Origin of the sequence: Dyadobacter sp. CY326, assembly GCF_021390515.1 — a bacterium.
Lineage (GTDB): Bacteria > Bacteroidota > Bacteroidia > Cytophagales > Spirosomataceae > Dyadobacter.
Window position 1 is genome coordinate 674,689 of sequence record NZ_JAJUXI010000002.1, and the last position, 15,640, is coordinate 690,328.

The 15,640-nt window shown below is 44.8% G+C and carries 13 protein-coding genes; 7 read left to right on the forward strand and 6 right to left on the reverse strand.

Annotated features, from left to right (window positions below; translation table 11 throughout):
- Positions 1–56: 56 nt before the first annotated feature.
- The 3 genes from LZG73_RS03450 (at position 57) to rlmB (ending at position 3,049) form a co-directional block, all read left to right on the forward strand.
- Positions 57–947: an SDR family oxidoreductase gene (locus LZG73_RS03450; RefSeq protein WP_233846171.1), complete on the forward strand. Its 891-nt coding sequence runs from the start codon at positions 57–59 to the stop codon at positions 945–947.
- A 150-nt stretch (positions 948–1,097) separates the two neighbouring features.
- Positions 1,098–2,303 carry a GWxTD domain-containing protein gene (locus LZG73_RS03455; RefSeq protein ID WP_233846172.1) on the forward strand — a complete coding sequence of 402 codons (1,206 nt, stop codon included), beginning with the start codon at positions 1,098–1,100 and terminating at the stop codon, positions 2,301–2,303.
- Positions 2,279–3,049 carry a 23S rRNA (guanosine(2251)-2'-O)-methyltransferase RlmB gene (gene rlmB, locus LZG73_RS03460; RefSeq protein WP_233846173.1) on the forward strand — a complete coding sequence of 257 codons (771 nt, stop codon included), beginning with the start codon at positions 2,279–2,281 and terminating at the stop codon, positions 3,047–3,049. The genes LZG73_RS03455 and rlmB overlap by 25 nt, the downstream gene beginning before the upstream one ends.
- A gap of 55 nt (positions 3,050–3,104) precedes the next feature.
- On the opposite strand, the gene mnmA is transcribed toward rlmB, so the two are convergent.
- From mnmA to fdhA, 6 genes are all read right to left on the reverse strand, one after another.
- The gene (gene mnmA, locus LZG73_RS03465; RefSeq protein ID WP_233846174.1) at positions 3,105–4,208 is read right to left on the reverse strand and encodes a tRNA 2-thiouridine(34) synthase MnmA; all 1,104 of its coding nucleotides are present in this window, start codon (positions 4,206–4,208) and stop codon (positions 3,105–3,107) included.
- Between the two features lie 105 nt (positions 4,209–4,313).
- On the reverse strand, positions 4,314–6,071 hold the full coding sequence (locus LZG73_RS03470; protein WP_233846176.1) for a T9SS type A sorting domain-containing protein: 1,758 nt from the start codon (positions 6,069–6,071) through the stop codon (positions 4,314–4,316).
- A 35-nt stretch (positions 6,072–6,106) separates the two neighbouring features.
- Complete coding sequence (locus LZG73_RS03475) at positions 6,107–8,128, reverse strand: T9SS type A sorting domain-containing protein (protein WP_233846177.1); 2,022 nt, start codon at positions 8,126–8,128, stop codon at positions 6,107–6,109.
- 28 nt (positions 8,129–8,156) lie between these two features.
- Positions 8,157–8,777 (reverse strand): hypothetical protein, encoded by a 621-nt coding sequence (locus LZG73_RS03480; RefSeq protein ID WP_233846178.1) that lies wholly within the window; start codon positions 8,775–8,777, stop codon positions 8,157–8,159.
- 289 nt (positions 8,778–9,066) lie between these two features.
- Positions 9,067–10,110 (reverse strand): hypothetical protein, encoded by a 1,044-nt coding sequence (locus LZG73_RS03485; RefSeq protein WP_233846477.1) that lies wholly within the window; start codon positions 10,108–10,110, stop codon positions 9,067–9,069.
- Positions 10,111–10,187: 77 nt separating this feature from the next.
- A complete protein-coding gene (fdhA, locus tag LZG73_RS03490; protein ID WP_233846179.1) occupies positions 10,188–11,378 on the reverse strand; it encodes a formaldehyde dehydrogenase, glutathione-independent in 1,191 nt (396 codons plus the stop codon).
- Positions 11,379–11,505: 127 nt separating this feature from the next.
- On the opposite strand from fdhA, the gene LZG73_RS03495 reads away from it, so the two are divergent.
- The 4 genes from LZG73_RS03495 to LZG73_RS03510 are packed head-to-tail and all read left to right on the forward strand — an operon-like array spanning position 11,506 to position 15,614.
- Entirely contained in the window at positions 11,506–12,096 is a 591-nt protein-coding gene (locus tag LZG73_RS03495) for a molybdenum cofactor guanylyltransferase (RefSeq protein ID WP_233846180.1), read from the forward strand.
- Between the two features lies 1 nt (position 12,097).
- Positions 12,098–12,931: a formate dehydrogenase accessory sulfurtransferase FdhD gene (gene fdhD / locus LZG73_RS03500; protein WP_233846181.1), complete on the forward strand. Its 834-nt coding sequence runs from the start codon at positions 12,098–12,100 to the stop codon at positions 12,929–12,931.
- The gene (locus tag LZG73_RS03505; RefSeq protein ID WP_233846182.1) at positions 12,928–13,293 is read left to right on the forward strand and encodes a DUF7009 family protein; all 366 of its coding nucleotides are present in this window, start codon (positions 12,928–12,930) and stop codon (positions 13,291–13,293) included. Before fdhD ends, LZG73_RS03505 begins: the two co-directional genes overlap by 4 nt.
- A 2-nt stretch (positions 13,294–13,295) precedes the next feature.
- Positions 13,296–15,614: an FdhF/YdeP family oxidoreductase gene (locus LZG73_RS03510; protein WP_233846184.1), complete on the forward strand. Its 2,319-nt coding sequence runs from the start codon at positions 13,296–13,298 to the stop codon at positions 15,612–15,614.
- The last annotated feature ends 26 nt before the right edge of the window (positions 15,615–15,640 follow it).

The window sequence follows — 15,640 nt, forward strand, 5'->3', positions numbered from 1 at the left end:
AAATATAACCATTTTAGATAAAATTTTACTTTTAACTGCATTCAAAAATTCACCTGATGATCCACACCGAAGGAATGTTGCGCGATGATGCGCTGAAAAATAAAACCATTATCGTAACTGGCGGAGGCACCGGACTGGGCAAATCAATGGCCAGCTATTTTTTGAAACTTGGTGCAAACATTGTCATTTGCAGCCGAAGATTGGAAGTGCTGGAAAAAACCGCGAAAGAACTTCAAGAAAGCATTGGCGGAAACATTTTGCCGATCGAATGCGACGTTCGAAAACCCGAGCAGATCGAGCATGTACTTGCAAAAGCGATCGAAAACTTTGGGAGCGTCAATGGGTTGGTCAACAATTCAGCCGGCAATTTTATAAGTCCCACCGAACGGCTGTCCTATAAAGCGGTGGATGTCATTGTCGACATTGTCTTGCGCGGCACATACTATTTTACGCTTGCATTGGGCAAATACTGGATTGAAAACAACATTAAGGGAACGGTTCTGAACATTTCCACAACCTATGCCTGGACAGGCTCCGGCTGGGTTGTGCCCTCCGCGATGGCCAAAGCGGGCGTGCTTGCCATGACGAAATCGCTGGCTTTTGAATGGGCAGATCACGGAATTAGATTAAATGCCATTGCCCCCGGGCCGTTTCCCACAAAAGGAGCGTGGGAGCGACTTTTTCCCGAAGAATTGGCAAAGAAATTTTCGTTTGAAAGCCGAATTCCATTGGAACGCGTGGGCGACCATCAGGAACTGGCCAATCTTGCCGCTTACTTAATGTCCGATTTTTCAGCTTACATGACGGGTGAAGTGATCACGTTGGACGGAGGTGAAGTGCTGGCCGCCGGACAGTTCAATTTCCTGAAAGAAGTCACTGACGATCAGTGGGATGCCATTGAAGGTCAGATTAAAAACGCCAACCGGAACAGCAAGAAACCAGAATAAAAATTTTCTTACCGTTTTATTGGGTAATTTTACCTGTTCCTTCGTTATTTGACAAATGATGAAACTATGCGCATGAGAACTACTTTAAGCTTTTACATTTGTATTTTAACTGCCTCAGTGCTAGCTGGATGTGCTTCGTCCAACAAGCCCATGAAGCAGTTACCGGAAGCTCAGGTTCGCCCGTCACAGCAATCTGCACCGATAAACGAAGAACTTTCTCTTATTGCAATTCAAAGTAAATATCTTCTAAAAGACACCACGCAGACGAAGGTTTTCCTTTATGTGGATGCTTTCAAAGGCAAAAGTCCGATCTCGACAGCAGAATTTGTACGGCTTTATAACCTGAATTACGTCATTTACTCAGATTACGGCACCCGCGAGCGGCTTGGATATGGCAATGTGAAACTGGATTCTTCAAATGTTTCCAGAGCAGGCGACAAGATTGTGATCGCTTACGACATTAAAAGTCCGGACAAAGACTATGGTGTGCTTTTGAGTGAAATAAGTCAGACGGGAACATTGAAAAAAGTCCTTAATGATTTGACGATCAGATTCAAAAGGCAGGCTGTTAACGAAACGTATGGCGTTTACACATCCAGCAGCAATCAGCCGCTACAAAGGCATTATATCAACATTAATGAGCCTTTTACATTAAAAAAGGCAGCTGGAGGAAGCGAGCAATTGCATGTGTTCTATTACAATCATGATTTCGAAGCAGCTGGCTCACCAATGAACATTGCAGCGAAGAATGTCGCTAAATCGCTTGAAGTTGACAGCTCTTTCACCATCAATTCCGATCAGCAGATCAAGTTCGAAAAAGAGGGTTTATATAACATTTTTGCAGACACAACGCAATCAGAAGGATTAGGCATACTCGTTGTAAATGAGCGTTTTCCAAAGGTAACTCGGCCGCAGCTGTTGCTCGGGCCATTGCTTTACATGAGCACCAACAATGAGATCAATGAAATGAGAAAAGCTGAGGATTATAAAAAAGCCCTCGACAAATATTGGCTTACATTGATGAATGGAAATGCCCCTTTGGCGCAGCAATCGATTCGTTCGTTCTATGGACGTGTTGAGGAAGCGAATCAGCTTTTTACCACTTACAAAGATGGCTGGAAAACAGATAAGGGCATGATTTACATTGTGTTAGGCCCACCGGATAAGGTTCAGCGCAGCAAGGATCGGGAAGTCTGGACTTACGATCAACGCGGCAATGCGCAGAACGTCAATTTTACATTTAATAGAAAAAACAATCAATTTGTGGATGATCATTATGAACTGGTTCGCTATGCCGAATATCAGCCCATTTGGTATCCAGTTGTAGAAGCATGGAGAAACGGCAGTATACGGTAAGAAAACCCGCCCCAAGACAGTCCCAGGCGGACATGGTTTTTGGTACGCAATCAGTATTGGAAACCCTTCGATCGGGGAAGGAAATAGAACGGTTATTCATTCAGCGTGAATTCGGGCTTGCTGAAATTGAGAAACTTGCGAAGGAATTAGGCGTTCCTTTTCAGCGCGTTCCGGTTGAAAAACTGAACCGCGTAACCCGAAAAAATCACCAGGGCGTCATCGCATTTGTTTCGCCGATCCAATACATGCCGCTTCACAACGTGCTCACGCAGGTTTATGAAGAAGGCAAAACACCATTGTTGCTTCTTTTGGACAGAATAACGGATGTAAGAAACTTCGGAGCCATCGCCAGAACGGCGGAATGTGCTGGTGTGCAAGCGCTTATCGTTCCCACAAAAGGCGGCGCGCAGATCAACGCAGATGCGATGAAAACCTCATCCGGTGCATTAAATTTCCTGCCCGTCTGCCGCGAACCAAATTTGTACGAGACATTGCAATATCTCCGCAACAGCGGATTACAGATCATTGCCTGTACAGAAAAAACAGAAAAGTCACTTTACGAAATTGATTTCTCCATCCCAACGGTCATCATTATGGGATCTGAAGAGGATGGGATCTCAAAGGAATTTATACAGTTAGCGGACTCAGGAGCAAGAATTCCTTTGAGCGGACAAGTGGAATCGCTAAATGTTTCGGTTGCCAGTTCGATTGTTCTCTATGAGGCTGTAAGGCAACGAATAAAATAATGTTTAAAGCTTAAACTTCCCAAGTCTTGAAGACTTGGGAAGTCTTTCATCCCTATTACTGCCGGAAACTCTTCATAATCCAGCCTCCGCCGACAACATCATCCCCTTCATAAAAAACAGCAGCCTGCCCCGGCGCGATGCCGTTGACGCCGTCGTGGAATCTGGCGACGATTTTATCAGCTTCAATTTGCTCGATGGTTGCGGGCGTTCCGTCGTGTTTGTAACGAACTTTTGTTACGGTTTCTAACGGCTTTTCCAGTGACGCGTATTTTTGCAGGTTCAGCTTGCTGACATACATTCCATCCCGGAAAAGATCTGGCAAATCACCCAGCACAACTTCATTGGTGTCTTTTCTGATTTCTGTTACAAAAGCAGGTTTGCCTAGCGCAATTCCTAATCCCTTACGCTGGCCAACGGTGTAAAATGGATAACCTTCGTGTTTTCCAACGATTGTGCCGTCTTCAAAAACAAAATTTCCACCAGCCACTTCTGCTTCCAAACCTGGAATTCTTCTTTTCAAAAACCCACGATAATCATTATCCGGCACGAAGCAGATTTCATAGCTTTCCGATTTGTTAACCAGATCGATAAAACCTCGTTCCCGCGCCATCTCACGGATTTCTGATTTGTGTAAATATCCTAACGGCAATTTGGTGCGTGCCAAACTTTCCTGCGAAACGCCCCAAAGCACGTAACTTTGATCTTTCCACGCATCAATGCCTTTAGATACATAATGACGGCCATCATTGAATTGCATATTGGCATAATGTCCGGTTGCAATAAACTCGCAATCCAGACGATCCGCTCTTTTCAAAAGCGCGTCCCATTTAATGTGCGTGTTGCACAAAACGCACGGATTTGGCGTGCGGCCTTCGAGATATTCTCCCGTAAAATGGTCGATCACATAATCGCCAAATTCGGTGCGTATGTCGAGAATATAATGTGGGAAGCCTAGTTCAACTGCAATGTTTCTTGCGTCATTGATGGAGTCGAGGGAGCAGCAGCCAGTTTCTTTTTTAGTGCCGCCGCTGCTGGCGTAATCCCAGGTTTTCATGGTCATGCCGATGACCTCATAACCTTGTTCGTGTAACATAACAGCTGCAAGCGAGCTGTCAATGCCGCCACTCATGGCGACTAAAATGCGTCCGTGTTTGCTCATTCGAGGAATCTGCGAAGGTTGAATGCCTTCCGATTTTGTTTATGTTGAAAATGCTAAACAGCTTAGACGCTGCCGCAGGTTCCGCAAAAGTACGGATAAAGCGTGTCAATTCTGCACAGCCACTTTAAACACTTCTTTGCCGACTGTGATCAGATACAAACCATTTTGCAACGAGCTTGTATCTAGTGGTTTGGAAGGAAGTACCGAAGATTCCATCACTGAAAACCCTTGAACGTTGCGGATGCTGTAAGGCTGGTTTTTATCGGCGCTTTGAATATGCAATTGTCCGTGGGCGGGGTTTGGGTAGACTGTGGCAATTTGTCCATCAGCATTCATTACGATAGTCCTTGAAAGGGTGGAGCTACCATCGAGATCAACTTGTTTAAGGCGGTAATAAGACTTAAACTGTGTGTCAATATCAATGTATTCATATTGCATTTTCCGTTTGGAATCGACATATCCATTTACAAATGCTATGGTTTCAAAATTTCTTCCATTCAAACTTCGCTGAACTTCGAAACCTTTGTTATTTGTCTCGGACGCAGTTTCCCAGATCAGCTTATTGCCTTCAACACTCTTGGTTCCCTTAAAATAAACAAGATCAACTGGTAGGACTGCGATGCATGTGGGCGAGTACTTTACTTCATTATTCGAGCTGCAACCTTCTCCATTACCACTTATAAATGCATTGTTAGGCCTGTATTCGAGGTAAATGCATACACCTTCATTAGCACAATCTGAAAGCAGCGGCGAGCCTTCGATGATCAGATTGGGAGAAGTATATATATACATGTCTTTCAAAGCAGCAATACTTTCGAGAAGAGGATTATCCCTGATTATCAAATCACCTGATATTCCCTCGAGAGATTCTAATCCATCCAGACTTTTTAAATTAGGATGGGCTTCGATTGTTAACCGACCAAGTACAGTTCTTAGCACTGTGAAGCCACTCATAGTCTCGAATGTATTGTTTTGAAGTAAAAGCTGCCCGCGAACAATATCCAGCTTATCCAATCCAACCGGCGTTGTGCTGCCGTCTGAAAATCGGAATAAACCAGAGATTTCTTTAAGATTATTCAGACCGTTTAGATTAATAAGTGCATTGTTGCTCCGAATAACAAGATTATCCGTAAAGGATGTGATCGTGGAAAGTCCGCTCAGGCTGATCAACGACGGATTTAAAACAATCTCTGCTCTTTTTAGCTGAGTAAGATTACCGAAGCCTGAAAGTGCTGGCAATGCATTGTTCCGATAAAGTATAATTTCGCTGCAACTGGTCAAATTGTGGTCGAATAATGAAGTCAATACAGCATTATCAGAAATGTTAACAAACGGAACGGATGCGAGAACATCTAAACCCGCAAGACTTATGAGTCCTGCATTGTTCGAAATGCCAAGGGTATTGCTTAAAGTAGTAAGAGAGGTAAGGCCTGTCAAATCAACCAGGCCAGGATTATAGCTTATCGAAATCTCACCAGCCCAGAGATTCGGAATATTATTAGTAATTGTTGTTAGAGCATTCAGGCCATTTAAAGTGGCAAGTACGGGGTTGGAAGCAATCTGGATCTTCCCGTTTACAACCGAAGTAAGTGAGTTAAGCCCGGCGAGTGAGGTTAACAGTGGATTTTCGTAAATCTGAATGTCACCGGTTATGGTTGTAATCGGCAGCAAGCCGCTCAGACTTGTAATATCAGGACCCGAAATAAGCAGGTTACCTATAAGCTTCGTGCAACTAGGATATTGCACACTAAAATTGTCTACATCAGCCTGCGAAGTCAATCTGACCTCTCCAATTGTACATTGAGCTAATGCTGCAAAACTGAGAAACGCGAGTAAGATTGTGAGGTTTAGTGTGTTTTTCATATGGATGGATTTGATGATTTTAAATGAAGATGATCTCAATTCTGTACAGCAACTCTAAACACCTTCTCCCCCACCGTGATCATATATACGCCACTTTGCAGCGAACTGGTATCCAATGGTTTTGTCGGCAGCACCGAAGATTCCATTACCGTAAATCCCTGAACATTTTTGATACTGAAAGGCAGGTTTGAATCCTCACTTTCAATATTCAGCAAGCCCCGTGCCGGGTTCGGATACACTTTGGCAGCGTGCTCACCTGTTCGCAGCACAATGATCTTTGAATAGGTTGATTTCCCGTCAAAGTCGAGCTGTTTCAAACGGTAGTAGGTCGTAGAAAACGGAGACGAATCGGTGTAAGAATATTGTTGTTCCTGATTGCTATTTCCGCTTCCTTCTACAAAGGCAATCTTGGTAAATGAGCGGGCATTGTTGCCTCGCTCAATTTCAAATCCCTTGTTAATCACTTCTGAGGCCGTTCGCCACCTCAGCTTATTTCCTTCTACAACGGGCATTCCGGTAAATGAAACGAGCTCTACCGGGAACACAATCAGGCATTCTTCGCTGGTAACAATTTGCTCGCGTGTGGAACAGCCAGCGCCATTGCTCGCGATGAAAGCAGGGTTGGTTGGCTGCATCAGATATGTGCAGATGCTTTTTACATTACAATCAGTGAGCGTTCCTGAATTTTGCAAGTATACCATTTTAAGTTTAGCCGGATCAATATTCCCGATTCCTGCCAGACTTTGCAGATTAGGATTGCTGGCTAAATATAGTCCGCCAACAGAACGAAGCGAATCAAGTCCGTCCAAGCTCGTCAGATCAGGCATGTCTTGAATCTGCAGGGCAAGAGTTCCGGATACCCACAGCCACTCATCTTCGATAGTATGAAGCTTGTTAAGCCCCTGCAGGTTTGTTAAACCCGATACCTTTTGGAGTTGGACTCCGGCCCGGATGTGCCGCACATTCTCGAATCCGGTTAGTGAGGCTACTGAGGAGTTTGAGAGTGAGAGTGAATAAAGATACCTCACATTATCAAGCCCGGCAAAGGTGGCAATCGCACAATGTCCAAGCGAAAGATCCAGCAATGAATCGACCGTTTCCAAACCTTTAAAACTAACTTGGGGATTATTCGTAAGAGCAATTGTTCCCACTTCCTTGATTGATTTCAGACCTGTAAAATTCTGAAGAGGTCCGGTTAGCAGCATTACACCGGCTTTTTCAAGCGAATCCAGTCCGGAAAGCTGCTCTATGCTGTTGATTTGTAAAAACCCAAGTTCCCTGACCGGTCCCAAACCGACAAGATTTTTTACGTTTGGAACATCGTAAACGACTAAACCATATAGCTTCTTTACATACTCCAAACCCTCCAGCGAGGATAAGGCCGGAGTATTTGAAATTTGGATATTATACAGCGATGTCAGTGACGCCGGCAATTCACCTATACTGCTAAAATTCTTACAATCGCGAACTTGTAAGGAGGCGATATAAACAAGATTGGAAGATAGCCCCGACAGACTTTGAAGCTTGGTATGATCTGAAATATTAAAGCTACTAACAGAGTCTAACAGCGGCGCAAAGCCTGTCAGATCTAAAAGCGAGGTATTATCGACTGTAAATCCAATCAGCGAATCCAGACTGTTCAATCCGGCAAGACTGGTCATGGGAAGTGACCTCGAAATCTGAATGTAGTAGGCTTTCCGAAGACTATGTAAGCCCGTCAAACTTAATAGTCCGTTGTTACCGATCGATACCCTTTGACCTACTACTTTCAGCGAGTCAAGACCTTTTAAACTTGTCAGGGAATTATTATTAAAAATTGACAACCCACCACTTATCTGTTTAATAACAATCAGACTGTCAAGGTTTATAATAGGGTCATGCGGCGTATAAATGCTATTGATCTCTAGATTTCCTAGTACATGAGTACAACCGCTCTTTTTAAAGTTGTTAACGCTGGTCTGTGAAGTCAGCATAATCCCGTCAACACCGCATGTTTGGGCTTGCAGAGATATATGTAATAGCAAGAAAGCTAATGCGACAAGTATAGCTCTTTTCATCAAATTGAAAGATTTAGTGTGACTGGAATTATATTATAAGCATAGATTGCGCATTGCGAAGAACCTCCGAAGTAACCAGATTTTGAACTACGGTAAATTGATTCGCCGAATATGGCAAATACTGGGGATTCCCTTCGAAGTAGAAACCATGTTCAAATGTGAAGGTCTCCCCAAGAGCAATATTAATAGTGCGCTTGACAAGGGAATTATCAGAAGGCGTGATAGGGTCGTAAGTGTTTTCATAAAAATCCCTGTACAAATTTCTGGCTATATATTCATTTGAATTAGGAAATTGTGCGTTAGCCACGCGTTTTACTGTAACCTTGGTTCGCCAACTTGCAAAAAAATAACTTCCAAGGTTTCGTACTTGGAATGTAAATGCTGAATTAGTAGGAAGCGTAACAGTCGAATCAGTGGGAGTGGCTGTGTCCACAACCTCATCCGTATTCTGACGAAGAATTTCTAATCTTACAATTTGAAACTCGCATGGAAACGCTCTCGCTCCACCACGAACTCGTTCACAGGCGTTTACGGGAAATGTCGGCCCCGGCCAGCCAACGGCTACCTCGTGATCCTGACACGAAAAAGCCATTCCGAAGAATATTATTATAAAATAAGATAACAACTTGATCATGAAGAGATTTTTCATAAATTTTAGATAAACTGGTGGAGTGTTCTGATACTGATAATCATCACAGAATGTAACCCGGATTTGTAGCTGACTTGATTTAGCAGGAGGCCGCCAAGGGATTAATACTTCGATTTAAAGATTTGAGTACACAGGCAACACATTAAAATTGTCGCCGTATAACTTATTGTTCAAAAAATATAAACTTCTTGCTAAACATATACAATAATAACCAAATGGTTACAATAAATGCCTACACTAAGTGACTAATTTTTAATCGGTTAGCAAGGATTATTTATCGGTTCAGTTCCTACGCATTCACCTGCCGAATCACATTCTTAATATTCAACTCAATAATATCCGTCATGCTTTCGCAGCGGTGATATTGGTTGTCCGAATAATGTTTGAAAAGCCCTTCGCGGAGCTGGTGAATGTTGTCTATCGTTGAAATATTGTCTTTAATGGAAACGTCGCGGAGTTCTTTCAGGCGATATCGCTCGCTTCGTGCCTGATACATGATGGACGATTGCTCTTCCTGCTGATATTGAAGGACCGTTTTGTCGGTCAAATATTCCATTGCGAGCTCGACGTAGGGCCGGTTTTCCTTAAAAAACTGCGGCATATAGACTTTAATGTTGCCTTCATAAAACTGCTGGTCAAAGTCAATGGCGCGCAAACGGAACTGAAAGTCGTCGAAATCCGGGGTGATTTGCATGACGAAATTATAGGCCCGCATGTCGCCCAAGAGCGTGATCATGCAGCGTTCGTTAAATTTTACAAATTCTTTGGCGATACGGATGGGGTTGTAATCGGGCTCGCGCAGACGTGTTTTTGCAAATTCATCACCGGGAATTCCGGCAATGTGCTCTTCGATCAGACTATCGCCATCAACCAGATAATTGACTTGGTTAGGAGAAAAAATTTCTTCCAATTCCAACCCATAAATCCTGGACGCATCAGCCCTTTTCACATAAAAATAATCGTAAATGTCATTGAGCCGATTTACAATTTTGATCCTGAACGGGTTTGAATTGCCGAATTTGCAATAGTCAATGCGGTCAATGTATTTGTGTTCGACAATGCGCAGATTACCAGAGGCTTTCAGCATTGCATAGGCCTTTTTCAAACCGCTGTGCAGCCTGTCAATTTCATGCGGCGGATACAGCGGACTTTCCCAAAGCGTATCCTTGCCATTCTTGTCCATCACGGGAAAAGACTCGTAAAAATTAAGCAGATCGTGATAACCCACCGGCAGCTTGGAATCCCGCTGGTAAAGACGCAAATATTTCCGCAGCTCCGCGCTGACAGGATAAATCGGTTTCTTCTTTAATATTTTAACATCACCTTGTTCCATAAAGGAAGTTAGCATTTATTAATGAAAAAGGAGAAGCACATTGCCGCGCTTCTCCTCTTCCTCGCTGAATTTTAAATTCAATTCATGATCATATTGTGCGGATCGATAACAAATTTTTTGGCTGCGCCTTTGTCAAAATCCCTGTATCCTCTCGGAGCATCCTGTAAACTGATGACTTCCACATTCACCGCTTTCGCGATCTTGATCTTGTCATATAAAATCGCGTTCATGAGCGCTCGGTGATATTTCATAACCGGGCACTGACCGGTGTAAAAAGAATGTGACTTTGCCCAGCCCAACCCGATGCGAATGCTCAAACTGCCTTCCTGCGCCGCCTTATCCTTGGCTCCGGGATCGCCCGTAACGTAAAGTCCTGGAATTCCAATCGCGCCGCCTGCGCGGGTCACAGCCATTGCGGTGTTCAAAACGGTTGCCGGCAACTCGATTCCGGCATTGGAGCCGTGGCCGCGTGCCTCAAAACCTACACAATCGACAAAGCAATCCACTTCCGGAACGCCAATGATGGCTGCAATGGCTTGTTCCAATGGTGTGTCCTGCGTTAAGTCAATGATTTCACAACCAAAGCTTTTCGCCTGATCTAATCGTTCCTGGATCATATCACCTACGATAACGACCGCTGCTCCCAGCAAATGACAAGAAGCCGCGCAAGCCAGTCCAACAGGTCCCGCACCAGCCACATAAACGATTGAACCAGGCCCCACGCCTGCCATAACGGCTCCGTGATAACCTGTCGGAAAAATATCGGAAAGCAATGTAAGATCCTTAATATAAGCCATTCCCTGATCTTTGTCAGGAAATTTCAGCAAGTTAAAATCGGCATAAGGCACCATGACATATTCAGCCTGACCGCCTACCCAGCCGCCCATGTCCACATAACCATACGCGGCACCGGGACGCGCTGGGTTCACGTTCAGGCAAATTCCGGTCTGCCCTACCTTACAATTGCGGCACCTTCCGCAGGCAATGTTGAACGGCACCGAAACCAGGTCACCCACTTTAATATATTCCACGTCCCGCCCGGCTTCAATTACGAGCCCGGTTATTTCATGTCCCAAAACCAGCCCCGCCGGCGCAGTTGTCCGGCCGCGCACCATGTGCTGATCACTTCCGCAAATGTTAGTTGATACAATTTTCAAAATAACACCGTGTTCACATTTCCTGTCGCCCAACGCCAGTTTGGGATACTCAATTTCTTGAATTTCAACCTCGCCGGGTTTGATGTAGGCAACTCCATGATTTTGACACATAAGGATGTTGGTTAAGTTTAGAAATCATCGGTTTTGCAATATTATTTATGGGATAATTTCAAATTTAACAAAATTCATCATTTAATGGACAAATGCTTAAATTACATGTTCTATAATTTAATAAGGCATGGCAACGATTGGTCTGGTGGTGTGTGGTGGGAAAAGTATCCGAATGGGCACTGACAAAAGCCAGCTGCAATATTTCGGAATCCCGCAGGCGGAACATGTTTATAATCTCTTAATGCCGTTCTGCGAAAAAGTTTTTATCTCCTGCAACAAATCACAATCAGAGATTTTAAACAAACAGAAAATCCTGACTGATTTGCCTCATTATGAGAACATTGGCCCAATGGCATCCTTGCTGACAGCCTTCGATCAGCATCCTGGAAATGACTTTTTGCTCATTGGTTGTGATTATCCTTTTCTTACCTCACAAGATATTCTTAATTTTTTTTCAAAAACTAAAAGAGATTCGCTTGCCGCTGCTTTTTACAATGATGCCGGGAAGTATGAGCCCATGTTGGCCTGGTATGCGAAGGAAACGGCGCCATTGCTTTTGAAACGATTTGAAGAGAAACATTACAGTCTTCAATATTTTCTGCAAGAAATAAAGGCGGAAAAATATATTCCTGAATCGAAAGAAGTCATGATCAGCGTAGATACGCGAGAGGATTTTGAAAGGGTGAAGGCCCTAATCAATGTTGATAACACCAAATAAGATGGAAGTGAGTTCAATAGCGCATCAGCGCATCAAAGTGATTACGCAGCACAACGACCTTGACGCTGAGGATGATCTGGCGGTCGAAGAACCGCTGGAAATGCAGCTTGGTTATTATGAGTCGGGAAAGTTGGTTAAAAAAAGCATTTCCGTAACCATGCGGACGCCGGGCAATGATGGTGAACTGGCTGTCGGATTTCTTTTTACAGAAGGAATTATCAGTGATGGCGCTCAGGTTAAGGCTGTTGCGAATCATGTTTTGGATGAAAATAAAGTGTTGGTGACCTTATCCGAAGATTTTCAACCCAAGCTCCAATCATTGGAAAGGAATTTTTACACCACTTCCAGCTGCGGAGTTTGCGGAAAAGCGAGCATTGATGCGATCAAAACGGTTTCTGCGTATCAAAATAATTCCGACGAAATGCTTCTTAACAAGCAAGTTTTCTTTGCATTAAGGGATCAGCTCAATCGTCAGCAACGCATTTTTGAAAGCACCGGCGGACTGCATGCATCGGCACTTTTTGATCTGGACGGAAAGTTTATAATGCTGCGGGAAGACGTTGGCAGGCACAATGCATTGGACAAATTAATTGGCAATGCATTACTAAACAACCAGTTGCCGCTGGCAAACCATATTCTGCTGCTAAGCGGCAGGGCAAGCTTTGAGCTGATTCAAAAAGCCGCGATGGCCGGGATAAAAGTTGTGGCCGCGATTGGCGCTCCGTCAAGCCTCGCAGTTGCATTGGCCGAAGAAAGTGGCATTACGCTGATCGGCTTTTTGAAAAACGAAAAATTTAATATTTACTCCGGCTTCGAACGGATCTCAACAACATGAAAATACGCATTCAACGCAACTCCGTGCGATTTCGGCTTAGTAAAACGGATATTGCACAATTGAGCAAAACAGGTTTTTTGAAGGAAGAGACCATATTTATGAATGCGCGCTTTGGTTATGCAATCAGTCGGTCAACCACTGATAATGAGCTTTCTGCGACTTTCGAAGATGGGACAATCGTGCTGATCATGCCCGAACATTTGATCAACGGATGGGCGGAAAATGATGTCGTGGGTTTCAAAGCCAACATGCAGGTTAATGATGCGGAACCGCTGCATTTGCTGGTGGAAAAAGACTTTAAATGCCTCGACAATGTTGCTGAGGATCAATCGGATAATTACGAAAATCCAAAAACCTGCTAATCATGCCAAATGACGAACATATCATTCCGGGTGCGGAAAATCCCGACAAGCTGACGGGCCTGAAACAGAAGGAGATCAAGAAAGTTGCGGCGGGAATTCCGGCCGTTGTTTCCAGTTTTCAAAAGACCATTGGCGAAGCAGGTTTGCAACGTGGCATGAAAGCGCTTTTTAATCTGAACAAAAAAGGCGGTTTTGATTGTCCAAGCTGCGCCTGGCCCGACCCGGACGATGAGCGCTCGGGCATAGCAGAATATTGCGAAAATGGTGCCCGGGCGGTTGCCGAGGAAGCAACGATGAAGAAACTGGACGCAAAATTCTTTGCAGACAATGCAGTTGCCGACCTGGCAAAGATTTCGGATTACGAAATTGGCGGAAAAGGAAGAATCGCGGCGCCGATGTTTCTGCCCGCCGGTGCTAAGTTTTACCAACCAATTTCCTGGAAGGCGGCCTTTGAAAAAATCGGGCTGGAACTCAACCGACTGGCTTCACCGGATGAAGCAATATTTTACACATCGGGCCGGACGAGCAATGAGGCGGCTTTTTTATATCAGCTTTTTGTGCGCGAATATGGCACCAACAACCTGCCCGATTGCAGCAACATGTGCCATGAAAGCAGTGGCATTGCATTGGGCGAGTCGCTTGGGATAGGCAAAGGTTCGGTGACATTGAATGACTTTTATGAGGCGGAAGTAATTATGATTTTGGGCCAGAATCCCGGCACAAACCACCCGCGGATGATGACCGCATTGCAGAAAGCGAAAGCAAACGGCGCGACGATTATATCAATTAACCCGTTGCCTGAAACGGGTTTGATGGGCTTTAATAATCCGCAAAGTGTGAAGGGAATATTGGGCGTCCAACCCTCACTTACGGACATTTTTTTACAGGTTAAGATCAATGGTGACCTGGCTTTGCTCAAAGCCATCGAAATTTTGTTACTGAAAGAGGAAGAAAGCAATCCCGGCGTGGTTTTCGACCGCAATTTCATTGCCAACAACACCGAGGGTTACAATGATTTTGTTGCGCACATTAAAACGCAGAACGCGGAGGAACTTGCTAAACTCAGCGGAGTCAGCCTCGCACAAATTCAGCAAGTTGTGCGAGTTTTGGCCGAAAAAAATAAGATTATTGCGTGCTGGGCAATGGGCTTGACCCAGCATAAAAATGCCGTGGACACGATTAAGGAGGTTGTTAATGTCCTTTTGCTGAAAGGCAGCATTGGAAAACCGGGCGCGGGAACTTGCCCCGTTCGCGGCCACAGCAATGTGCAAGGCGACAGGACCATGGGGATTTTCGAAAAACCCACGCCTCAATTCCTAAGCTCACTCGAACGCAATTTCCATTTTACAACGCCGAAACAACACGGTTTCGACGTGGTGGAATCAATTAAGGCAATGCACGAAGGCACGGCAAAAGTGTTTTTCGCAATGGGTGGAAATTTCCTTTCAGCCACGCCGGACACACAGTTTACGGCTGCCGCATTGAGCAATTGCCGATTAACCGTGCACGTTTCGACCAAACTGAACCGGAGCCATCTGGTGACCGGAGCCGAAGCGCTCATTCTGCCATGTTTGGGGAGAAGCGATATGGACATGCAGGATGGCGAAAACCGGTTTGTTTCCTGTGAAAATTCAATGGGCGTGATCCAGATGTCGAAGGGCGTTTTGCCTCCGGTTTCGGATCAGTTGCTGAGTGAGCCTGCGATTGTTTGCGGTCTGGCAAAAGCGGTTTTGGGAAGAAAAACACAGATCAACTGGGACCTTTACGCAGCAGATTATAACGTGATCCGCGCCGACATTGAACGCACCATTCCGGGTTTTGAAAATTATAATGAGCGTGTGCAGGTTCCGGGAGGTTTTTATTTGCCCAATTGTAACCGGGACGGAAATTTTGACACCAAAACACATAAGGCACATTTCAACATTGGCGCCCTGCACGATCCCGAGCTTGCTCCCGACGAGCTGATGATGATGACCATTCGCAGCCACGACCAGTTCAACACGACGATTTATGGCCTGAACGACCGTTACAGAGGCATTTTCAATGAACGCCGCATCATTATGATGAATGAAAGCGACATGGAGAGCCGAGGTCTGAAAAGTGGTGATCTGGTGGATTTGCATAATGATTTTGGCGGCACGGAGCGGATTGCGCACAAGTTTATGGTCGTCCCCTACTCCATTCCGCAAGGCTGCACGGCAACTTATTTCCCTGAAACCAATGTGCTCGTACCCATTAACAGCGTGGCGGACAAAAGCAACACACCCACATCCAAGCTCGTTAAATTAAGGGTCCGAAAACACATGCAGTCAGTCCGTTAGCAATTTCCGCATTCCCGAACATTTAA